The organism is Kitasatospora sp. NPDC030952 (genome assembly GCF_055571335.1).
In genome coordinates this window covers 507,832-529,585 of sequence record NZ_JBVIFM010000002.1, presented here as the reverse complement: position 1 = coordinate 529,585, position 21,754 = coordinate 507,832, and the positions used below count along the sequence as shown (strand labels likewise).

Here is a 21,754-nt window from a genome sequence, read left to right as displayed (position 1 = left end):
ATCAGGCGATCACAGCTCGTGGCCGAGATCGGCCGCCAGCGCCGTCAGCAGGTCGTACGCCGCCTCCGGGATCACCGTGCCCGGCCCGAACACCGCTGCCGCGCCGGCCTCGTACAGCGCCTCGAAGTCCTGCGGCGGGATGACGCCGCCGACCACGATGGTGATGTCCTCCCGCCCCGCAGCGGCCAGTTCGGCGCGCAGCGCGGGCACCAGCGTGAGGTGCCCGGCGGCCAGCGACGACACGCCCACGATGTGCACGTCCGCCTCGACGGCCTGGCGGGCGACCTCGGCCGGGGTCTGGAACAGCGGGCCGACGTCGACCGTGAAGCCGAGGTCGGCGAAGGCGGTGGCGATCACCTTCTGGCCGCGGTCGTGGCCGTCCTGGCCCATCTTGGCGACCAGGATGCGCGGCCGCCGGCCCTCGGCCCGCTCGAACCGCTCGACCAGGTCGCGGGTGCGCTGGAGGGGCGCCGACGGGCCCGCTTCGTCTCGGTACACACCGGAGATGGTACGGATCTGGCCGGAGTGGCGGCCGTACACCTTCTCCAGGGCGTCCGAGATCTCGCCGACCGTCGCCTTGGCCCGGGCCGCGTTGACGGCCAGGTGCAGCAGGTTGCCGTCCAGCGAGCCGCCGCGCTGCGGGCCGGCCTCGGCGGCCGCCGTCAGCGCGCGCAGGGCGGACTGGGTCAGCGCCTCGTCGCGCTCCTCCCGCAGCCGCCGCAGCTTCTCGATCTGCCGGGCCCGGACCGCCGAGTTGTCGACCTTGAGCACGTCGATCTGCTCGTCGTTCTCCACCCGGTACTTGTTGACGCCGATCACCGGCTGGCGGCCGGAGTCGATCCGGGCCTGGGTGCGGGCGGCGGCCTCCTCGACGCGCATCTTGGGGATGCCCGCGTCGATGGCCTTGGCCATGCCGCCGGCCGCCTCGACCTCCTGGATGTGCTGCCAGGCCCGGGTGGCGAGGTCCTGGGTCAGCTTCTCGACGTACGCCGAGCCGCCCCACGGGTCGATCACCCGGCAGGTGCCCGACTCCTGCTGCAGCAGCAGCTGGGTGTTGCGGGCGATGCGGGCGGAGAAGTCGGTGGGCAGCGCCAGCGCCTCGTCGAGGGCGTTGGTGTGCAGCGACTGGGTGTGGCCCTGGGTGGCGGCCATCGCCTCCACGCAGGTACGCGTCACGTTGTTGAACACGTCCTGGGCGGTGAGCGACCAGCCCGAGGTCTGCGAATGGGTGCGCAGGGACAGCGACTTGGCGTTCTTCGGGTCGAACTGCTTGACCAGCTTGGCCCACAGCAGCCGGGCCGCGCGCAGCTTGGCGACCTCCATGAAGAAGTTCATGCCGATCGCCCAGAAGAACGACAGCCGCGGCGCGAAGGCGTCCACGTCCAGGCCGACGTCCAGGCCCGCGCGCAGGTACTCGACCCCGTCGGCCAGGGTGTAGGCGAGTTCCAGGTCGGCGGTGGCTCCGGCCTCCTGGATGTGGTAGCCGGAGATGGAGATCGAGTTGTACCGGGGCATCTTCTGCGAGGTGTACGCGAAGATGTCCGAGATGATCCGCATCGACGGCTGCGGCGGGTAGATGTAGGTGTTGCGGACCATGAACTCCTTGAGGATGTCGTTCTGGATGGTCCCCGCGAGCTTCTCCGGGGGCACCCCCTGCTCCTCGGCGGCCACGATGTACAGCGCGAGCACAGGCAGCACGGCGCCGTTCATGGTCATCGACACCGACATCCTGTCCAGCGGGATGCCGTCGAAGAGCTGGCGCATGTCGTAGATGGAGTCGATGGCGACGCCCGCCATGCCGACGTCGCCGGTGACCCGCGGGTGGTCGCTGTCGTAGCCGCGGTGGGTCGGCAGGTCGAAGGCGACCGAGAGGCCCTTCTGGCCGGCCGCCAGGTTGCGGCGGTAGAAGGCGTTGGACTCCTCGGCGGTGGAGAAGCCCGCGTACTGGCGGACGGTCCACGGCTGGTTGACGTACATGGTCGGGTACGGCCCGCGCAGGTACGGGGCGATGCCGGGGTACGTCTCCAGGAAGTCCACGCCGGCCAGGTCGGCCGCGGTGTACAGCGGCTTGACGCCGATGCCCTCGGGGGTGTCCCAGACCAGTTCGTCGGCGTCCTTGCCGGTGGTCCGGCGCCAGGCGGCCTGCCACTGCTCGTCGGTGACGTCCGGGCGGGCGCCGTCGCCGTTCAGCCCGATGCCGGTGAAGTCGGGGATCATCGCGCCACTCCAATGAGGTCCAGCAGGGAGGTGAGGACGGCGATCGCGTCACCGCCCGCGTAGATGAACTCGTCCACTCCGGCGGGCACTTCGGCCGGGCGACCGGCTAGCAGCACCCGCTGGGCGCCGGCCGCCTTCAGGGCCTCGGCGACGGACGCGGCGTGCTCGCCGTACAGGGCGTCGCTGGAGCACAGGCAGGCGACGGTCGCACCGGATTCCCGGAACGCCGAGGCGAACGCGACCGGGTCGACGCCCTCGACGGAGGTCGTCGCGATGCCGCCGGCCTGGAACAGGTTGGCCGCGAAGGTGGTGCGTCCGGTGTGCGCGGAGGCGCTGCCGATGGAGGCCAGGAACAGCGTCGGACGGGCGCCGGTCGCGGCGACGAAGGCGTCCGAGCGGTCCCGCAGCGCCTCGTACGCCTCGGCCCGGCGCACCTGCGGCAGCCCGCCCGCGTACCGCGCCGGGGCCGGCTCGCGGACCAGCGGCTGCTCGTCCAGGAGCGGGAACTCGCTGACGCCGGTGACCGGTTCGCGCCGCTTGGCGAGCTTCACCGACCGCTCGGCCCAGGTCGCCGCGATCCGCTCGCCGACCAGGCCGGAGGTCAGGGCGGCGAACTGGCCGCCGGCCCGCTCGATCTCCTGGAACCAGGCCCAGGCGGCCTGGGCCAGCTCCTCGCCCAGCTGCTCGACGTACCAGGAGCCGCCGGCCGGGTCGATCACCCGGGCCAGGTGGGACTCCTCCAGCAGGATCGACTGGGTGTTGCGGGCGATTCGGCGGGCGAAGGCGTCGGGCCGGCCGAGCGCGCTGTCGAAGGGCAGCACGGTGACGGCGTCGGCGCCGCCGACCCCGGCGGCCAGGCAGGCGACGGTGGTGCGCAGCATGTTCACCCACGGGTCGCGGGCGGTCATCATCACCCGGGAGGTGACGGCGTGCTGGCGCTGCGCCGAGGCCTCGGCGGAGGCACCGGACACCTCGGCGACGCGGGCCCAGAGGCGGCGCGCGGCACGGAACTTGGCGATGGTGAGGAACTGGTCGGCGTCCGCGGCGTAGCGGAACTCCAGCTGGCCGAGCGCGGTGTCGACGGGGAGTCCGGCGGCGGTCAGCGCGCGCAGGTAGGCGACGCCGGTGGCCAGCGCGCAGCCCAGTTCCTGGGCGGGGGAGGCGCCGGCCTCGTGGTACGGCAGGGCGTCCACGGTGAGCGCCCGGACGTTCGGGTACTCGGCGGCGCAGCGGGCGGCCAGGCCGGCGGCCTCGGTGAGCAGGACGTCGGTCTCGGCGGCGGAGCCGGTACGGGCCTGGAGGCCGAGCGGGTCGGCGCCGAGGTTGCCGGCGGCGGCGTCGGGGGAGACCGCGCGCTCCTGGTACAGCGTGAACAACTGCTCGGCGGCGGCGGTGAATTCGGGTCCGGCGTCGAGGGCCACGGAGGCGAGGTCCAGGTACACCCCGGCGAGCGCCTCGGGCAGGGCGGTGACCGGCAGGCCCTCGCCGCCCAGCTCCAGCCAGAGCGAGGTCACGCCGTGCTCCAGGTCGGCCAGTACGGCCTCGTTGGCGCGCCGCCGGTCCGGGTCGGCGTGCCGCTGGCGTACGTCCCAGCCGGCGACGGCGGAGCCCTGCGGCCGGCCGCCGCGGACGAACGGCGGGAAGCCGGGGTAGCCGGGCTCGGCGGTGGTGTTCTCGGCGGTGTACAGCGGGCGGGCGCGCAGCCCGTCCGGGAGCGCGGTGGTGAGCGCCTGCTCGGCGGCGGCGGCGTCCTCGGGCTGGGCGCCGGACTTGCGCAGCACACCCTCGACGAGCTGCTGCCACTGCTCACGGTGCGCGGCCGGGAACTCGGCGGCGAGGGGGAGCCTTTCGGGCGGGACCTTCATGTGCGCAGGTTAGCGCCCGTTAGCGGACCGGAAGGAGGGGCGTCGCGTGTGACCTTGTTCTCGATTTGGCGTGCTTCCGGCACGGTGTTCGCACTCCGTGCGGCGGGGAGTGCCACGGGGTGGGTTGCGGGGCGGGTCGCAGGGGGCGGAGTGGTCCGGGGAAAGTGCCCGGGATCAGGGGGATTGCGGAACCCCGCCCCTCATCTATTAAGTTACTTCGAAGAAGGCGGGCGGGGACGGCATCCCCCGTACGGCTCCGCCCGTCCTTCGCTGTCTTTTCGCGCTCCCGAGCACCCCAGACCGCTCCCGACCGCTCCCGAGCACCCCGCAGTGCCCGCAGTGCCCGCAGTGCCACCTGAGCGTCCGAGCGCCCCCCGAGCGCCCCCCGAGCGCCCCCCGACTACTCCGGATGAACGTGCGAACGCCTCCCCGACGTTCCTACGAGTGTCCACGCGTCACCGAACCTCCCCGCCCGCCCCCCGAAGGAGAGCCCACCCGATGGGAAAGCGCCGCAAGCCCAGCCCCCCGAGTCGGGCCCGCATGGCGGTCCTCACGACGGCGATGGCCGGCGGAGCGGTGCTCGCCGCCGGCACCGCCCATGCCGAACCGGCCCCCAGCCTCGCCTCGGTCAAGGAGCAGGTGGACAAGCTCAACGAGGAGGCCGAGCAGTCCATCGAGCAGTACAACGGCTTCCAGGACAAGCAGCAGAAGCTCCAGGGCGACGCCAACCGGATCCAGGAGAAGGTCGCCCGCGGTCAGGAGGCGATGAACGAGCTGCGCACCCGGCTCGGCGCGGTCGCCGCCGACCAGTACCGCAACGGCGGCATCGACCCGTCCGTCCGACTGATGCTCGACTCCGACCCGGCCGGCTACCTGGAGCGCGCCTCGGCACAGAACCAGGTCGCCGGCAGCCAGGCGGCCCTGCTCAAGCAGGCCCAGGAGGAGCAGCGCAAGCTCGACCAGGACCGCGTCGAGGCGACCGCAACGCTCGCCCAGCTCGACTCGGTCGGCACCGAGCTGACGGCCAAGAAGCAGCAGATCCAGACCAAGCTCGCCCAGGCCCAGGCCACGCTCAACAAGCTGAGCGCCGAGGACCGCGCCAAGGTCAACGCCCAGCAGGCCGCCGACAAGGCCAAGACCGAGGCCCGGCAGGCGGCCGAGGCCGACCGCGCCTCCCGCTCCTCGGCCCGTCCGGACATGACCGCCCCGGCCCCGCCGGCCAGCGGCCGCGCCGCCGCGATCGTCCAGTTCGCCTACGCCCAGCTCGGCAAGCCGTACCAGTGGAGCTCCACCGGCCCCAACAGCTTCGACTGCTCCGGCCTCACCGGCGCCGCCTACCGCGCGGCGAACGTCAAGCTCTCCCGGATCTCCCAGGATCAGTGGAACGACGGTCCGAAGGTCGCCCGCTCCGACCTCCAGCCCGGTGACCTGGTCTTCTTCTACGACGACATCCACCACGTCGGCATCTACATCGGCGACGGCAAGATGATCCACGCCCCGCGCACCGGCAAGAACGTCGAGGTCCTGCCGATCTCCGCGATGCCCTACAAGGGCGCCGTCCGCCCGTAACGCCGCCACGCCTCGCGCCGCCCGGCCCGGGTCCCGTATCGCCGGGCCCGGGCCCCACGCCGTCGGGCCCGGATCACGGATGCGGCGCGCAGGCCAGCAGGTAGGGCAGGACCGGCAGGACCGGCAGCGCCGACCGGGTCAACACCCCGATCCGCCCGCCCGGTCGGCTCCGCCGGCCGCCGCCAGGCCGGGCCAGTCGGCGGACCCTGGCCAGCACCCCGGTGGAGGCGACTCCGAGCGTTGCGTCCGGAGTCGCCCCGGAGGTGGCCAACGCGCAGAGCGCCGAGGCGAGTTCAGTCCGGGACACCTGTGTGAGCGCCGCGTCGTCCGCCGCCATCTCCAGCAGCAGCGCCACCTCCGAGCGCCCCAGCCGGGCCAGCGGCAGCGGCCCCAGCAGCAGCGCGAAGGTGTCGGCGGGCAGCCGGAACAGGTGGTGGCGGCCGCGGATGTGCCCGTGCTCGTGGGCGACGGCCGCGGCCAGCTGCCGTTCGTCCAGCAGTCGCAGCGCCCCGCGCGACAGTACGACCCGGGAGCGCCGCCCGGGCAGGCAGTAGACCGTCGGGTGGGCGTGCTCCAGCACCAGCGCGCCCCAGCGCCGCTCCCGTACGGCGACCACGTCCAGCATCGCCCGGTGGCGCCGCCGGGCCCGCCCGGCCCGGACGCCGACGGCGGCCAGTACGGCGAGCAGCGCCCCGGCGGCGGGCGGCAGCCAGCGGCCGTGGGTGTGCGGCAGTACCGGCCCGGTCGGTTCGAGGTGGGGGAGCAGGCCGATCAGCCCGGCCGGCTCGTGCGCGGCGGGCTCGACGGCGTGGTGCGCGGCGAGCACCAGGGCGACGGTGAAGGAGGCCATCAGCGCCAGCCACAGCGCCGCACCGAGGGTCGGCCGGGTCTGGAGCCGGGCCTGGAGCCGGGGCGAGCCGGCCAGTCGGCGGGGCAGCAGCACGCCGGTCACGGCCAGGTAGAGGCCGAGCAGGGCGAGCGTCACTCGGTGTCCCGGGTCTTCACCTGTTCGAGGGCGGCGAGCAGCGCGGACGCCTCGTCCCCGCTGATCCGGTCGACGAAGTGCAGCAGCGCGCCGGCCCGGTCGGTGCTGGTGTCCAGCGCCTGGTGCATCAGCTGGGCGGTGTACGCCTCGCGGGTGCAGGTGGGCTCGTACACCCAGGCGCGGCCGACCTTGTCGCGGCGCAGCCAGCCCTTGGTGTGCAGGATGTCGGCGACGGTGGTCACGGTGGTGTAGGCGACGGCCCGCTGCCGCTGGAGGTCGTCGACCACCTCGCGCACCGTGGCCGGCCGGCCCCAGGACCACAGCCGGTCCATGATCTCGGCCTCGAGATCGCCGAAACCCCGTAGCACCGCCCTCGTCTCCCTCGCCGCACCGACTGCCGGCGCCCTTCGCCCGCTGGAACGCGGCCCATCGTACGGCGAGCGCCGGGCGCCCGCCCCCTGGTGGAAGGGACGGGCGCCCACGGAGTCCGGGCGGTGCCCGGGTGGTGTTCGGATGGTGTTCGGGTGGTGCTCAGTCGGGGCTCGAGGCGCGTTCGACGTGCTCGAACGGGTGGGAATCGGATGGGAATCGGGTGGGAAACGACGTGGGGAGGCGGACGGAGAGGAGGAGTCAGGAGAGCCGTCGCGCCAGCGGCACCCTGGAGCGGGTGAGCAGCGCCGCGAGCAGCCCCGCCACCACCGGCAGCACCAGCACCACCAGCAGCAGTTCGCCCCAGGGCGCGGCCAGCAGCATCGGCTTCGAACCGAACCCGCTGGCCCGGGACTTCAGCAGCCCCACGGCCGGGATGAAGCCGTTGGCCGCTCCGAGCACCGCCCCGAGCAGGGCGATCAGCGCGCACTGGAGGCCCGCCATGGTCCGGCGGATCCGCGGCGGAGCGCCGACGGCGGCCAGGGTGGCCTGGTCCTGCCGGGAGTCGGCGGCGGCGAGTCCGGTGGCGATCCCGGCGGCGCCGAGCACCACGAGTCCGGCGAAGCCGGTGAGTGCGAGGGTGAGGGCGTCGCCCTTCGACTGGTAGCCGCGTTCGACGTCCAGCTCCGAGTAGTGGTCCAGCTGGGCGGCGGCGGCCGCGGCCCGCTGCTGGGCCTTGCGGTCGGGCGGGGTGGCCGGGCGCCACACCGAACCCTGGGGGGCCGAGGAGAGGCCGAGCTTGGCCAGCGCGGTGGTCGGCACCAGGCCCTGGGCGAAGCGGGCGGCGTCCGGGTTGTCGACCAGCACCGCGTCCACCGGGATCTCCTGGAGGTCGGGCTTGGGGATCTGCCCGGGCTGCAGCGGTCCGCCGCCGCCCCCGCGCAGCTCCATCACGACCTTGCCGTCGGCGCCGACCAGCGACCGGTCGAAGACCAGCATCTGCCCTGCGGCCAGGGCCTGTTCGGCCTTCTGGTCCCGTATGTCGAAGAGGTTGTGCAGCACGGTGGCGTCGCCGGTGGCCAGGTGCGGGACGGCGGTGAGCGTGCGCCAGTTCGGGGTGCCCTTGAGCTGGACGGCGCTGGAGCAGTTGTCGCAGAAGCGGTAGACCGCCTGGCCGACATCGGCGCGCGGCCCGAGCCCGGTGAGCTGCTTCTCCACCTCGATCGGCAGCTGTGCGGCCTGCGGCCCCTCGCTGTGGGCGATCAGCTGGACGGCGCCGTACGGGGCCTCCGGCCGGTAGTCGCGCCGGTTCTCGGCGTCGGTGCTGGTGCTGTACACCCCGATGGCGACGGCCCCGGCGACGGCGGCCATCACCGCGGCCACGGCCGGTGCGGTGCGGGAGCGGTTGCGGGCGGAATCCCGCAGGGCCAGCCGGGGGCCGAGCGGCAGTCGTCCGGCGAGCCGGCCGAACAGGGCGACCAGCACCGGGGTGCAGGCGAGCAGGCCGAGTTCGGCGGTGACCGAGCCGCCCAGCACGGTGAGGGTGCGGGTGTCGTAGGTGCTCACCACGGGCAGGCCGCGCTGCACCGCGCCCGCGCCGTACATCGCGATCGCGCCGCCGCCGAGGATCAGCACCACGCCGACCACGGTGACCAGGCGGTTGGGCGCCTGGACGGTGTCCCGCCCGGTGAGGCCGGCGGTGACGCTGCGCCGGGCGGCCTGCCAGGCGGGCAGCGCGGCCGCGAGCAGCGCGGTGAGCAGGCCGATCCCGGCGATCGCCAGCAGGTCCAGCGGAGGCAGGGCGAAGTGTCCGAAGCGTGCTCCGCCGACCTCCTCGATCACCGGCCGCAGCCAGGCGACCAGGCCGGTGCCGACCGTCACGCCGAGCGCCGCTCCGGCCAGGCCGAGCACCAGGCCGCCGCCGAGCACCACCGCGCCGATGTGGGTGCGCCGGCCGCCGGCGGCGCCGAGCAGCGCGAGCTGGCGGCGGGAGCGGCGGGCGCCGACCGCGAAGGCGGGCCCGGCGAGCAGGGCGACCTCCAGCAGCGCCATCCCGGTCACGGTCGCGACCACGACCTTGGTGCTGTTGCCGCCGGCCGGGTCGTGGTAGGTCGTGGAGTCCCGGAAGTAGGGGACAGCCCGGTACGGCGGCGGGTCGAGCGCGACCGAGCGCGCGGTCAGGGTGTAGCCGTGGGCGTTGAACTGCTGGACCTTGGCCCAGTCGAGGGCGGCCCCGCCCGGCAGGTGCACCAGCCAGGCGGCGCGCCCGCTCCCGGGCCGGTCGGCGGCGGCCTGCCCGGGCTTGGTCGCGGCGGCCAGCGGGTCGAGCAACTCGCCCGGCCTGGCGACGAGTTCGACCCGGCCGAGGTCGCCCGGGTGCTCCACCACACCGGTGATGGTGAAGGTGGTCCCGTCCAGCCCCTGGACGGTGGTGGTGCCGCCGAGCGGGAGCCCGGAGTTGTCCAGGAAGGCCTGGGTGACGGCCACTTCGTGAGGGGCGCCGGGGGCGCGGCCCTTGACCAGGTCGAGCCGGCCGCGCCAGACCGGGTCGCCCAGGTCGGCCTCGGTGGTGAGGGTGCGGACCAGCCCCTCGGGGGAGGTCGCGCCGGTCTCCGGGCCCGGCCGGGCCGGGGTGAGTGCGCTGCCGGGCGGCAGCAGCGAGCCGACCAGGGTGGCCGGATCGGTGCCGGCGGCCTTCAGCTGTTCGGGCGTCGGCTGCTGCCCCGGGCGGGGCTGGACGGCGAAGGCGCCGTCCTCGGCGATCGGGGCCTGTTCGACGGTCTGGCCCGGGTTGAGCGCGGTGACCAGCGCGTCCGCGCCGCCCACCACCCGCTCGACCCGTTCGGCCGGGGAGAGTTGTCCGCTGCGGTGGACCACGTCGGCGCCGGTGACGCCGAGCACGGGCAGCGCGATCATCGCCAGGATCAGGGCGCTGCGGCCCTTGGCGCGCAGGGCGTCGCGCCGGGCGATCCGCAGGGCGATCTTCCATGCTCCGAGCCTCATCGCGTCACCCCGTCCAGTGCGTGGGGACGGTGGACGGCCGCCTGGCAGCCGCCGGAGCGGCGCCCGGTGCTCTCCGAGGCGACCGCACCGTCCCGCAGGTGGACCACCCGGTCCGCCCAACTGGCGTGGGAGGCCTCGTGGGTGACCATCATGGCGGCGGCGCCGGCGTCGCAGCGGGCGCGCAGCACGGCGAGCACGGCGTCACCGGTGGCGGAGTCCAGTGCCCCGGTGGGTTCGTCGGCGAGGACGAGCCGGCGCTCGCCGATCAGGGCGCGGGCGATGGCGACGCGCTGCTGCTGGCCGCCGGACATGTCGTCGGGGAAGCGGTCGGCGAGTTCGCCGATGCCGAGTTCCTCCAGGGCGGCCAGGGCCTCGCGGCGGGCGGTGCGGCCGGAGACGCCGTCGAGTTCGCGTGGCAGGGCGATGTTCTCGGCGGCGGTGAGCGCCGGGATCAGGTTGTAGTCCTGGAAGACGTACCCGACGGAGCGCCGTCGCAGATCGGCGAGCTTGCCCTTGCTCAGGCCGCCGAGGGTCACGCCCTCGACCAGTACCTGGCCCTCGCTGGGCAGGTCCAGCCCGCCGGCCAGGGTGAGCAGGGTCGACTTGCCGGAGCCGGAGGGCCCCATCACGGCGACGAACTCGCCGGCGTGGACGGTCAGGTCGACCGCGCGCAGGGCGTGGACCTCGGCGGCGCCGCGCCCGTGCACCCCGGAGACCCCGGCCAGCTGCAGGACGGGTGCGGGCCGGCTCGGATCGATGTGGGACACAGTTCCCCCTCGTGAGCTGTTCAGCTGCATATGTCGGTGAACTATATATGTCGGCCGAGGATGCGCAAGCCGTCGCGGGCTTGGTCAAGGTTCTACAAAGCTGTCGAAGGTCAGCCGAAAAGGTGACACCGGGTGGTCGGGCCGGTCTATGCTTTGGGAGGTTTGAAAAGGCACCTCGTTCGGTGAGGCGTCTTCACGGACACAGGCCACTGACCCGACGACGTCGAGAGACGCCCAGGTTCAGGACAGGTCTTCCCGAGTTAAGGGTTGATCCCAAGTGGCTTCCGGCCGATCCGGCTGGACACGCCGTGGAGTGCCAAAGCTCTGACGAGTTGGGGTGTACCGGTCCTCGAAGGCCGGTGTGCTCCTTGCCGTGTCGCGATGCGGCGCACAGACGGTGCGCCCCCGACCGGGAGGAGGCGAGAGACATGGACTGCGATAGTCCGGGCCACAGTAGCCCCTGCCCCCGCATGCTCTCGAACACCTCCGGCACGCGGTAACCAACTTTCCCTGCGCGTTCACCCGGCGCTTCGTCGTGCGCTCAAGCACGCCTCGACGCAAGCCGCCTGACGCATCGTCATGCCCGCACGGCCGCCGCCGCTCAGCGTCGCCGTACGGAGTCAATGCCGTGCGCCCGCAGGGAGGTTCGCTGCTGCGTGCCCCCTGACACCCCCTCAAGGAAGGGGGAGGGAGGCCCCGCCATGACCAACGTGATGCTGGACCCGAACGTCTCCACGGTCCCCACTGCCGCCGCCGCCCGGTCCGCCGTCCTGGACGACGCCCACCTCGGCGACATCAAGGGTGCGCTCGGCACCATCCGACTCGACGACACCACCCCCCGCCACGGCCTCTCCGCCCGGCTCAAGACCCTGCTGGCGATCGTCGGCCCCGGCCTGATCGTGATGGTCGGCGACAACGACGCCGGCGCCTTCTCGACGTACGGCCAGGCCGGGCAGAACTACGGCACCCAGCTGCTCTGGACGCTGCTGCTGCTCGTCCCGGTGCTGTACGTCAACCAGGAGATGGTGCTGCGGCTGGGCGCCGTCACCGGCGTCGGGCACGCCCGGCTGATCCTGGAGCGGTTCGGCAGGTTCTGGGGCGCCTTCAGCGTCATCGACCTCTTCCTGCTCAACGCGCTGACCCTGGTCACCGAGTTCATCGGCGTCACGATGGCCGCCGGGTACCTGGGCCTGCCCAAGGTCGCCTCGGTGGTGCTGGCGGCGGCGATCATCATCGCCTCGGCCTTCACCGGCTCCTTCCAGCGCTTCGAGCGGGTCGCCATCACGCTGTGCGTCGGCTCGCTGCTGCTGGTCCCGATCTACTTCCTGGTCCACCCCAAGACCTCGCAGATGGCCCACGACTTCGTGACCCCGAGCATGCCCGGCGGCGCCGGCCAGCTCGCGGCCGTCATGATGGTGATCATCTCGATCGTCGGCACCACCGTCGCCCCCTGGCAGTTGTTCTTCCAGCAGTCGTACGTCATCGACAAGCGGATCACCCCGCGTTTCATGAAGTACGAGAAGGTCGACCTGTGGATCGGCATCGCGATCGTGATCATCGGCGCCGCCGCGCTGATCGGCCTCACGGCGGCGGCCTTCGCGGGCACCGACGGCTTCGGCCAGTTCTCCGACACGGCCGCCGTCGCCAAGGGCATCGAGGCCAAGGCCGGCCACCTGGCGGGCGTGCTGTTCGCCATCGCCCTGCTGGACGCCTCGATCATCGGCGCCTTCGCGGTCTCGCTCTCCACCGCCTACGCGATCGGCGACGTCCTCGGCATCAAGCACTCGCTGCACCGGGGCGTCAAGGGCGCCAAGGGCTTCTACGCGGTCTACGCCGGCCTGGTGGCCGTCGCCGCGACCATCACCCTGCTCTCCAACGGCTACACCCAGGGCCTGATCACCCAGTTCGTCCAGGTGCTGGCCGGGGTGCTGCTGCCCTCCGCCACCGTCTTCCTGCTGCTGCTCTGCAACGACAAGGCGGTCCTCGGCCCCTGGGCCAACGGGCCGAGGACCAACGCCTTCACCTCGACGGTGGTCGGCGTGCTGGTGATGCTCTCGCTGATCCTGACCGCCTCGGTGGTCTGGCCGGACATCAGCTCCGACGCGATCCTGTGGATCATGGCCGGCTGCGGCGTGGCGGGGGTGCTGGTCGCCGGATACTTCTTCACCGCCGGCCGCACCGGCACCAAGGAGGACCCGATCGACCGCACCGGCCGGGAGAACTGGCGGATGCCCCCGCTGGAGACCCTGGGGAAGCCGGTGATGTCCACCGCCCGCAAGGTCGGCATGGGCGCCCTGCGCGCCTACCTGCTGATCGCGATGGTCATGGTCATCATCAAGGTCGTCCAGACCGCGCTCAACCACTGAGCCGCCGAGCGGAAGCCCGTACGGACGGGTGGCGGGCAACGGCTCGCCACCCGTCCGTTCCCTTTCCCGTGGTCCCCCTGAACAGCTGAACCACTGAACCACTGAACAGCTGTACCCCTGAGCAACTGAACAGCTGAACAGCTGAACAGCTGAACAGCTGAACCCGTGAACCCTGAACCGTGAACCCCTGGAGGAGGTGCCGTCGTGCACACCCTGACCACCGTCGAGTTCCTGGTCCGGCTCGCCACCGGCGTCGCCTGCGGCGCGCTGATCGGCGTCGAGCGCCAGTGGCGGGCCCGGATGGCCGGCCTGCGCACCAACGCCCTGGTCGCCGCCGGCGCCACCCTGTTCGTCCTCTACAGCGAGGCGGTCGGCGACACCGGCAGCCCCACCCGGGTCGCCTCCTACGTCGTCTCCGGCATCGGCTTCCTCGGCGGTGGCGTGATCCTGCGCGACGGCGCCGGCGTACGCGGCCTCAACACCGCCGCGACGCTGTGGTGTTCGGCCGCCGTCGGAGTGCTGGCCGCCTCCGGCAAGCTGGAACTGGCCGCCCTCGGCACCCTCGCCGTGCTCGCCGTCCACCTGGTGCTGCGCCCGGCCGGCCGGCTGCTCGACCGCTCCCCGCAGTCCGGCAGCGACCCGGACTCCACCTCCCGGGCCACCGTCCACCTGGAGTGCGAGCGCAAGTCCGAGACCCACATCCGGGCCCTGCTGCTCCAGGCCCTGGCCGCCTCCGGCCTCGCCCCCACCGGCCTGCGGGCCCGCCGCACCGAGCAGGGCGACGCCACCAGCCTGCGGGCCACCGTGGCGATCACCGGCCAGGTCGCCCCCGCGCTGGAGCAGGTCGTCAGCCGGCTCTCGCTGGAGCCGGGCGTACGGGACCTGCACTGGCACCTGGACGACGACTCGGACGACCCGAGCGGCCCGGCGCTCGCCTGAGCGCGCCGAGGGGGTAGAACGGAAGGTCCGTCAGCCGAACCTTCCGGGAGGCCGCCCGATGCTGAAAGCCGACCCCGAGCACGGGCCGCTGGTGCCGATGCTGCTGGTGCTGACCCTGGTCACCGGGGTGGTGGACGCGGTCAGCTACCTCGAACTCGGGCACGTCTTCGTCGCCAACATGACCGGCAACGTGGTCTTCCTCGGCTTCGCCCTGGCCGGCGCTCCCGGTCTGTCCGCCACCGCCTCACTGGCCGCCCTCGCCGCCTTCCTGCTCGGCGCCCTGGCCGGCGGCCACCTCGCCCGGCACCTGCCCGGCCACCGGGGCCGACTGCTGACCGTCGCCGTCGCCGCCCAGGCGGTGCTCCTCGCCGGGAGCACCGCCCTGGCGGCGGCGGCCGGCCACAGCTCCGAACCCGCCCGCTACACCCTGATCGGCCTGCTCGCCCTCGCCATGGGCGGCCAGAACGCGGTGGTCCGCGCGCTGAAGGTCCCGGACCTCACCACCACCGTGCTCACCATGACCATCACCGCCCTCGCCGCCGACCGCACCGGCCCCCGCCGGCTCGCCTCGGCCGGCTGGATGTTCGCCGGAGCGCTCCTCGGCGCCGCCCTGGTCCTCCACACCACGGTCACCGTCGCCCTGGCCCTGGCCCTCGTCCTGCTGATCGCCGTCGCCACCCTGACCCACCACGCCGCCGGCTCCACCCCGGCCCCGGGCTGGACGGAACGCCGCTGAAGCCTGTTCCGAAAGGTCTGGGTCGGGGGCGTCCGCCGTTCCGCTCCGCTCCGCCGGTCACTCCGCTCCGCCCCGCCGGTCACTCCGCTTCGCCCGCGCTGGTAGCTCCGCTTCGCCCGCGCCGGTCACTCCTCCCGGCGGTGCCCCGCGCGGCCGCTCCAGAGCGGTTCGAGGCGGGCCCAGCCGGCGGTCCAGTCTTCCTCGGCCCGGCGGTCGAGGGCCTGGAGGCGCAGCCGCAGGGCGAGGGTGAGCAGGGCGGCGAGGGTGAGCAGGGCGCCGGCGCCGGTGCAGGCGGCGGAGACGGCGAGGGCGGCGCGGTTGACCGGGGGAGCGGTGGCGTTGCCGGCCGGGTCGACCCAGACCGGGACGACGCTGCCGGCGACGGCCGAGGTCGGGGCCTCGACGGTGCCGGTGTGCGGGGTGGCGCCGGGGTAGCTCCAAGTGGCCCGGACGTCGGCCCGGTTGCCGTAGCCGCCGGAGAACCGGCTGCCGGAGTGGCCGGCGTGGTCGGCGGCGGCGGTCACCACGGCGTCGATCCGGTGCAGCCGCGCGTTGTCGGCGTCGGCCTGCGGTGCGGTGGCGCGGTAGAGCAGCAGCGCGCCGCCGGCGGAGACGGCGGCGGCCAGCAGTCCGCCGAGGAGGGTGAGCAGCCAGGCGCGGGCGCGGGAGCGGTCGAGGGAGCGGGCCAACGGTTCGTGCCGGGCCCCGAAGGCCCGCCGCAGCTGACGGCCGGTTCGCCGCGGGAGCGACGCGGGCCGGGCCGGGCGGGGTGCGCTGGACACGCTGGGGCCTCCTCAGGGACGCGGGCGCGTACGGGGTTTCGTCACCCAATCTCCACCCGACCGCCCCCCTCGCACAAGAGTGGGTCACGCTTCCGGTGCCGTGGGGCCCCGCCACCCGGGACGTTCGGCCCTCGGCGGCGGCGCCCCGGTCGGGCAGGCTGGAGTCCGGCCGCGCCCTCCGTGCCTGGGCGCGGCTCCGGGCCGGCGACCGTGGGGGTGCCGGGCCGTGGTGCGGAGCGGGAGGCGGTCGTACGGCCGTCTCCTGCCCGCCCCTGTGCACGAGTTGACGTTTTGCCAGGTCAGCGGCGTATTCTCGCCAGCTATACACTCGGTGTATATCCCTGGTGTATGGTCCTCCTCATGAGTGTTCCTTTGACCCTCCTCGGATTGCTGGAGCGGGAGCCGAGCCACGGCTACGACCTCAAGCGCGACTACGACTCCTTCTTCGGCCGGGGCAAGCCCCTGCCGTACGGCCAGGTCTACGCGACCCTCGGCCGACTGGCCCGCGACGGCAAGGTGATGGCCGGTGAGGCCGAGCCCGGCGACGGGCCCGAGCGCAAGCGCTACGTCATCACCGAGACCGGGGCGACCGAGTTCGAGACCTGGCTCCAGGAGCCGGTCGCGCCCGAACCCACCCTGCAGTCCGTGCTGTTCACCAAGGTGGTGCTGGCCCTGCTGCTGGGTCGCGACGCCGAGCTGTACCTGGATACCCAGCGGGCCGCCCACCTGCGCCGGATGCGCGAACTCACCGAACTGCGCCGCTCCGGCCCCCTGGTGGACGCCCTGCTCGCCGACCACGGACTGTTCCACCTGGAGGCCGACCTGCGCTGGATCGACCTGACCGTCGCCCGGCTCGACGCCCTCGCCGCGGAGGTGCGCGCATGACCATCGTCATCGAGGCCCGCGACATCGCCCTCGCCTTCGGCGAGACGCCCGCGCTGCGCGGAGCGAGCCTGTCCGTCGAGGCCGGCGAGGTGCTCGCCGTCATGGGCCCCAGCGGCTCGGGCAAGTCGACGTTACTGCACTGCCTGGCCGGCATCCTGGTGCCCGACGCGGGCGAGGTGCTGTTCAACGGGCAGCGCCTGGACACCATGGCCGAGTCCCGGCGCAGTGCCCTGCGCCGGGACAAGTTCGGCTTCGTCTTCCAGTTCGGCCAGCTGGTACCGGAGTTGACGGCCGAGGAGAACGTGGCCCTGCCGCTGCTGCTGAACGGTGTCCGCCGGGGCGCCGCCCTGGCCCAGGCCCGGCCCTGGTTCGCCCGGCTCGGCCTGGACGGCCTGGAGCAGCGCCGGTCCGGCGAGTTGTCCGGTGGACAGGCCCAACGCGTGGCGCTGGCCCGGGGGTTGGTGGCCCGCCCGGAGGTGCTGTTCGCCGACGAGCCGACCGGCGCGCTGGACTCGCTGACCGGCGAGCAGGTGATGGAACTGATGGTCTCCTCGGCCCGGGAACAGGGCACCACCGTCATCCTGGTCACCCACGAACCGCGGGTCGCCGCCTACGCCGACCGCGAGACGATCGTCCGCGACGGCCAGGCCCGTACCCTCTCCACCGGACCGGTGGCCCCGTGATCGCCTTCTCGCTCCGACTGGCCGTCAGCGGCGGCCGGGAGGCCCTGGCCCGGCTGTTGATGATCGCGGCGGCGGTCGCGATCGGGGTCGGGCTGCTGCTGTCCACGTTCGCCGGCATGAACGCGATCGACCGCGCCAACCAGCGGCAGCTCTGGATGAACACCGGCGCCAAGGGCGCGACGGCCGCCAACGCCTCGGCGGACCCGCTCTGGTGGGCCGCCCGGATCGACTACTACCAGGGGAAGTCCGTCTTCCGGGCCGACCTCGCCCCGACCGGGCCCACCTCGCCACCGCCGCCCGGCCTCAGCCGGTTGCCCGCGCCCGGCGAGTACTACGCTTCGCCCGCGCTGGAGAAGCTGCTGCGCGACACCCCGGCCGTCGAACTGGGCGACCGCTTCCCGGGACGGCAGGTCGGTACCATCGCCGACGCCGGGCTGCCCTCCCCGGACACCCTTGCGGTGGTCATCGGCCGCACCACGGACGAGGTCAAGGCGCTGCCGAGGGCCGCCACCGTCACCAGCATCGCCACCACACTGCCCGACAACTGCGAGTCCGGCTGCTACGGCGCGGGGGTGCACGGCGACGCGCTGGTCCTGGTGCTCACCGTGGTGGCCGCCGCGCTGATCTTCCCGGTGCTGATCTTCATCGGCACCGCGACCAGGCTGTCCGCCGCCACCCGGGAGCAGCGCTACGCCGCGATGCGCCTGGTGGGGGCCACTCCGGGTCAGGTGTCGGTGATGTCGGCGGTGGAGTCCACGCTCGCCGCGCTGATCGGCACGGTCGTCGGCTTCGGCCTGTACTTCGCGCTGAAGCCGGTGGTGGCCGACGTGCCGTTCACCGGCGACCGCTTCTTCGCCTCCGACCTGAGCCTGACCCTGCCGCAGGTGGCCGGGGTGGTGCTGGGCGTGCCGCTGGCGGCCGCGCTCGCCGCCCGGTTCGCGCTGCGCCGGGTCACCATCTCGCCGCTCGGGGTCTCCCGCCGGGTCACTCCGAAGCCGCCGAGCGTCTGGCGGCCGGCGCCGCTGGTGGCCGGCCTGGCCGAGCTCGGCTACTTCGTCGGCAGCCACCCGAAGACCACCAACGCGCAGTCCCTGGCGTACCTGACCGGCTTCGTGCTGGTGATGCTCGGCCTGGTGATCGCCGGTCCGTGGCTCACCTTGGCGACCGCCCGGGCGGTCGCCCGACGGACCAGCCGGCCGGCCTCGCTGATCGCGATGCGCCGCCTTTCGGACGACCCGAGGGCGGGCTTCCGTTCGGTCGCCGGCCTGGTGCTGGCGCTCTTCGTGACCACCGGCACGCTGGCCATCATGGGCACCATCAACGCCAACCAGGGCGTGCTGGACGGCGCCCCCGAGGTCCGCAAGGCGATCGTTGACACCGCGTTCGGCAAGACGGAGGACGCGCCCCCGCTGCCGCCGGTGCCCGACCGCGTACTGGCGCAGGCCCGGGCCGTCCCCGGATTCCGGGGGATCGCCCTGGTGCGCGACAACCCGGCCGGGGTCGGCGCGTACCAGCTGGGCGAGCGACGGATCGCGCCCAGCCTGGTGACCTGCTCGGACCTCGCGCAGATCCCCGTGGTCGGCCACTGCGCCCCCGGCGCCGCCGTCGCGGCGGTCGACCCGTTCAAGCTGGTCGACCTGGCGGACGCCAGCGGGCACCAGTGGCCCGCCGCGCCGATCTCCGCGGGGCAGGCGGACGGGCTCCCGGTACGGATGATCTACGCGACCACCGACGGCTCCGAGGAAGCCAAGGAGCAGCTGCGGACCCTGTTCCTGAAGGAGTTCCCGACCTCCCAGCCGCGGTTGGCCGAGGACTGGTCCTCCGAAGGGCAGAAGAAGCTCCAGAGCTGGCGGCAGCTGGCGAACGTGGTGCTGCTGACCACCCTGCCGATCGCCGGCTGCAGCCTCGCGGTCAGCGTGGTGGCCGGACTCTCCGACCGCCGACGGCCGTTCGCGATGCTGCGGCTGACCGGCGCGCCGCTGCGGCTGCTGCGCCGGGTGGTGGGACTGGAGAGCGCGCTGCCGCTGCTGGTGGTCTCGGCGCTCGCGATCGGGACGGGCTTCGCCGCGGCGGCGATGTTCCTCAGGTCGCAGATGGGCTACGGCCTGGTCTCGCCGGACCTCACCTATTACGGGCTGACCGGTTTCGGACTGGCCGCCTCGCTGGGCATCATCGCCTCCACCCTGCCGCTGCTGCGGCGGATCACCGGGCCGGAGGCGGCCCGCAACGGCTGAGTCCCCCAGCGGCTCAGTCCCGTACGGCCGAGCTCCGCAACGGCTGAGCCCCGCAACGGCTCAGTCCTGTACCGGAGTCGACCACCCCGTCGCCCGTGGATCCGTCGCGCGGATCAGTGGGCGACGGGGTAGCTGTCCGTCCCGTCCCGCCGTACGCCGTCCAGCCCGGACAGCCAGCTGCCGAGCACCAGCGCGGACGGGTAGAACATCGGCTCGGGCAGCGCGTCCACCGGGAAGCGCTCCCAGCCGGCGCAGGCGTGCGGCTCGGTGACCAGCGCCTCGGCCAGGCTCGGCGGCGCCAGAACGGCGGCGGTCAGCCGGGGCCGGCCGAGCTCGTGGTCCAGGTGCACGGCGAGCACCCGCATCCCGGCCTCGGGCAGCACGATCCCGGTCTCCTCGGCGAGTTCGCGGGCCGCGGTCCGCTCGAAGGACTCGCCCGGGTCGACCTTTCCGCCGGGCAGGCTCCAGGTCGGCGGCTCACCGGCCGTGATGCGCCGGCCGAGCAGCACCCGGCCGTCCCCGGTGGGCACGACGATCCCGGCGCCGAGCAGCGGTGCGGTGGTCAACTCGGTTTCTCCTTGGGGCTGGTGGTGCCGTGGACGGTTACCAGTTGGCGCGCTCGTAGTCCTTGAGGAAGCAGCCGTAGAGGTCCTCGCCCGCCTCGCCGCGCACGATCGGGTCGTACACCCGGGCCGCACCGTCGACCAGGTCGAGCGGGGCGTGGAAGCCCTCGTCGGCGAGGCGCATCTTGTCCGGGTGCGGCCGCTCGTCGGTGATCCAGCCGGTGTCGACGGCGGTCATCAGGATGCCGTCGGACTCGAACATCTCCTGCGCGCTGGTGCGGGTGAGCATGTTCAGCGCGGCCTTGGCCATGTTGGTGTGCGGGTGGCCGGCGCCCTTGTAGCCGCGGTGGAACACGCCCTCCATCGCGGAGACGTTGACCACGTACTTGCGGCGGGACGCGGACGCGGCCATCGCCGGGCGCAGCCGACTGATCAGGATGAACGGCGCGGTGGAGTTGCAGAGCTGGACCTCCAGCAGCTCCACCGGGCCGACCTCGCTGACGGTCTGCACCCAGCTGTTGGTGGGCGCGAGGTCGGGCACCAGGCCGCCGGCGTCGATCGCGGTGCCGGCCTCGATCCGGGCCGGGGTGGCGGAGCCGGTGACCAGGGCGAGCGAGGTGACGTCCTCGGCGGCCAGCCGCTGCCCGCCGTCGCTCGCCTGGTGGGGGAGGGCGGGCAGGTCGACGCTGCCGCTGTTGAACCGGCCGATGGTGGTGGACTGGGGCAGTTCGCCGGCGGGCAGCGGGGCGCCCTCGGCGTTGACCAGCTCGCGGTAGGACTCCGCCGGGCGGCGGACGGTCTGCGCGGCGTTGTTGATCAGGATGTCCAGCGGGCCGTCGGCGGCGACCTCGTCCGCGAGGGCCATCACCTGGGCCGGGTCGCGCAGGTCGATGCCGATGATCTTGAGGCGGTGGATCCACTCGGCGCTGTCCGGCATCGCCGTGAAGCGGCGGATGGCGTCGTTGGGGAAGCGGGTGGTGATGGTGGTGTGGGCGCCGTCGCGCAGCAGCATCAGCGCGATGTACATCCCGATCTTGGCCCGGCCGCCGGTCAGCAGCGCGCGCTTGCCGGTGAGGTCGGCCCGGGCGTCCCGGCGGGACCGGTTCAGGACGGCGCACTTCTGGCACAGGTTGTGGTAGAAGGCGTCGACCTCGACGTAGCGGGTCTTGCAGGTGTAGCAGGAGCGCGGCCGCTCCAGGATGCCGGCGATCTCGGTGGTGGTGACGGTGGTCAGGCCGAAGGCGCCGGCCGTCTCGTCGTCGATCCGGGACGGGGCGCCGGTGGCCGTGCGGGCGGTGACCTCGCGGTCGTTGGCCGTCTTGCGGGCCCGGGTCTCCTGGCGGCGGCGCTGCTTGAGGGTCCGGAATATGCCGCCGACGGCCTGGCGGACGGTGATCGCGTCCGGGTGGTCGACGTGCAGCTCGTCCAGCTCGGCGAGCACCTCCAGACAGAGCTTCAGCCGCTCGGGGTCGAGACCAGGACCGTAGTCGATCTCCTCCTCGCCTAGACCCTGCCCGATGTCCGTCTGCTCGATGCTCACGCCTGGTGCCGCTTTCCCACTCGCCTCGCCGTTACCGCCTGAATGCTACGGGAGCGGCCCCGGCCGGGGCGAAAGCCGGAGCCGGGGCCGGGGCTTTGGAGGATCGCACATGTCTACGCGCGGAGCATTGATCATGGTTTGTGCACACCCCCAGCAATGCTCCTCGAACTGGCATTTGCCCCCGTCCTCACGGAGAATCGAATGCTGGGTGCCGGGCGCCCGAGTGCGCCCCGGCGGCATCGCCGCAACCG

At 73.3% G+C, this 21,754-nt stretch carries 16 protein-coding genes and 1 riboswitch; of the genes, 7 read left to right on the top strand and 9 right to left on the bottom strand.

Going from position 1 to position 21,754, the window contains the following annotated elements:
* Positions 1 to 9: 9 nt before the first annotated feature.
* Together scpA and ACZ47G_RS07060 are read right to left on the bottom strand one after the other, a co-directional pair.
* Positions 10 to 2,217 (bottom strand): methylmalonyl-CoA mutase, encoded by a 2,208-nt coding sequence (scpA, locus tag ACZ47G_RS07065; RefSeq protein ID WP_465740432.1) that lies wholly within the window; start codon positions 2,215 to 2,217, stop codon positions 10 to 12.
* Positions 2,214 to 4,082, bottom strand: coding sequence for a methylmalonyl-CoA mutase family protein (locus ACZ47G_RS07060; RefSeq protein WP_465740431.1), 1,869 nt, complete (start codon positions 4,080 to 4,082; stop codon positions 2,214 to 2,216). The genes scpA and ACZ47G_RS07060 overlap by 4 nt, the downstream gene beginning before the upstream one ends.
* A 540-nt stretch (positions 4,083 to 4,622) precedes the next feature.
* On the opposite strand from ACZ47G_RS07060, the gene ACZ47G_RS07055 reads away from it, so the two are divergent.
* Positions 4,623 to 5,651 carry a C40 family peptidase gene (locus ACZ47G_RS07055; RefSeq protein WP_465740430.1) on the top strand — a complete coding sequence of 343 codons (1,029 nt, stop codon included), beginning with the start codon at positions 4,623 to 4,625 and terminating at the stop codon, positions 5,649 to 5,651.
* A 73-nt stretch (positions 5,652 to 5,724) separates the two neighbouring features.
* Here the strand turns inward: ACZ47G_RS07055 and ACZ47G_RS07050 are convergent, their stop codons facing one another.
* The 4 genes from ACZ47G_RS07050 to ACZ47G_RS07035 form a co-directional block, all read right to left on the bottom strand.
* Entirely contained in the window at positions 5,725 to 6,636 is a 912-nt protein-coding gene (locus ACZ47G_RS07050) for a M56 family metallopeptidase (protein WP_465740429.1), read from the bottom strand.
* Positions 6,633 to 7,004 carry a BlaI/MecI/CopY family transcriptional regulator gene (locus ACZ47G_RS07045; RefSeq protein ID WP_380457480.1) on the bottom strand — a complete coding sequence of 124 codons (372 nt, stop codon included), beginning with the start codon at positions 7,002 to 7,004 and terminating at the stop codon, positions 6,633 to 6,635. Before ACZ47G_RS07045 ends, ACZ47G_RS07050 begins: the two co-directional genes overlap by 4 nt.
* A gap of 262 nt (positions 7,005 to 7,266) precedes the next feature.
* A complete protein-coding gene (locus ACZ47G_RS07040) occupies positions 7,267 to 10,008 on the bottom strand; it encodes an FtsX-like permease family protein (protein WP_465740428.1) in 2,742 nt (913 codons plus the stop codon).
* On the bottom strand, positions 10,005 to 10,766 hold the full coding sequence (locus ACZ47G_RS07035) for an ABC transporter ATP-binding protein (protein WP_465740564.1): 762 nt from the start codon (positions 10,764 to 10,766) through the stop codon (positions 10,005 to 10,007). The genes ACZ47G_RS07040 and ACZ47G_RS07035 overlap by 4 nt, the downstream gene beginning before the upstream one ends.
* 176 nt (positions 10,767 to 10,942) lie before the next feature.
* Positions 10,943 to 11,119, top strand: a riboswitch (M-box (ykoK) riboswitch).
* A 357-nt stretch (positions 11,120 to 11,476) separates the two neighbouring features.
* Between ACZ47G_RS07035 and ACZ47G_RS07030 the strand changes: the two genes are divergently transcribed.
* The 3 genes from ACZ47G_RS07030 to ACZ47G_RS07020 all read left to right on the top strand — a co-directional run bounded on the left by ACZ47G_RS07030 (position 11,477) and on the right by ACZ47G_RS07020 (position 14,816).
* The gene (locus ACZ47G_RS07030; RefSeq protein ID WP_465740427.1) at positions 11,477 to 13,141 is read left to right on the top strand and encodes an NRAMP family divalent metal transporter; all 1,665 of its coding nucleotides are present in this window, start codon (positions 11,477 to 11,479) and stop codon (positions 13,139 to 13,141) included.
* Positions 13,142 to 13,345: 204 nt separating this feature from the next.
* Positions 13,346 to 14,080, top strand: a complete 735-nt coding sequence (locus tag ACZ47G_RS07025; RefSeq protein WP_465740426.1) for an MgtC/SapB family protein — start codon at positions 13,346 to 13,348, stop codon at positions 14,078 to 14,080.
* Positions 14,081 to 14,138: 58 nt separating this feature from the next.
* Positions 14,139 to 14,816, top strand: a complete 678-nt coding sequence (locus ACZ47G_RS07020; protein ID WP_465740425.1) for a YoaK family protein — start codon at positions 14,139 to 14,141, stop codon at positions 14,814 to 14,816.
* 125 nt (positions 14,817 to 14,941) lie between these two features.
* Here the strand turns inward: ACZ47G_RS07020 and ACZ47G_RS07015 are convergent, their stop codons facing one another.
* On the bottom strand, positions 14,942 to 15,598 hold the full coding sequence (locus tag ACZ47G_RS07015; RefSeq protein ID WP_465740424.1) for an Rv1733c family protein: 657 nt from the start codon (positions 15,596 to 15,598) through the stop codon (positions 14,942 to 14,944).
* A gap of 360 nt (positions 15,599 to 15,958) precedes the next feature.
* Here ACZ47G_RS07015 and ACZ47G_RS07010 point away from each other — a divergent pair, with 360 nt between their 5' ends.
* From ACZ47G_RS07010 to ACZ47G_RS07000, 3 genes are read left to right on the top strand one after another with little or no spacing between them, the layout of a single operon-like run.
* Positions 15,959 to 16,483, top strand: coding sequence for a PadR family transcriptional regulator (locus ACZ47G_RS07010; protein WP_380457495.1), 525 nt, complete (start codon positions 15,959 to 15,961; stop codon positions 16,481 to 16,483).
* Positions 16,480 to 17,166: an ABC transporter ATP-binding protein gene (locus ACZ47G_RS07005; protein ID WP_465740423.1), complete on the top strand. Its 687-nt coding sequence runs from the start codon at positions 16,480 to 16,482 to the stop codon at positions 17,164 to 17,166. Before ACZ47G_RS07010 ends, ACZ47G_RS07005 begins: the two co-directional genes overlap by 4 nt.
* A complete protein-coding gene (locus ACZ47G_RS07000) occupies positions 17,163 to 19,400 on the top strand; it encodes an FtsX-like permease family protein (RefSeq protein WP_465740422.1) in 2,238 nt (745 codons plus the stop codon). The genes ACZ47G_RS07005 and ACZ47G_RS07000 overlap by 4 nt, the downstream gene beginning before the upstream one ends.
* Positions 19,401 to 19,513: 113 nt before the next feature.
* Here the strand turns inward: ACZ47G_RS07000 and ACZ47G_RS06995 are convergent, their stop codons facing one another.
* Both ACZ47G_RS06995 and ACZ47G_RS06990 read right to left on the bottom strand, forming a co-directional pair.
* The gene (locus ACZ47G_RS06995; protein ID WP_465740421.1) at positions 19,514 to 19,966 is read right to left on the bottom strand and encodes a nucleotide triphosphate diphosphatase NUDT15; all 453 of its coding nucleotides are present in this window, start codon (positions 19,964 to 19,966) and stop codon (positions 19,514 to 19,516) included.
* A gap of 37 nt (positions 19,967 to 20,003) precedes the next feature.
* Entirely contained in the window at positions 20,004 to 21,503 is a 1,500-nt protein-coding gene (locus ACZ47G_RS06990) for an SDR family NAD(P)-dependent oxidoreductase (protein ID WP_465740420.1), read from the bottom strand.
* Positions 21,504 to 21,754: the final 251 nt, after the last annotated feature.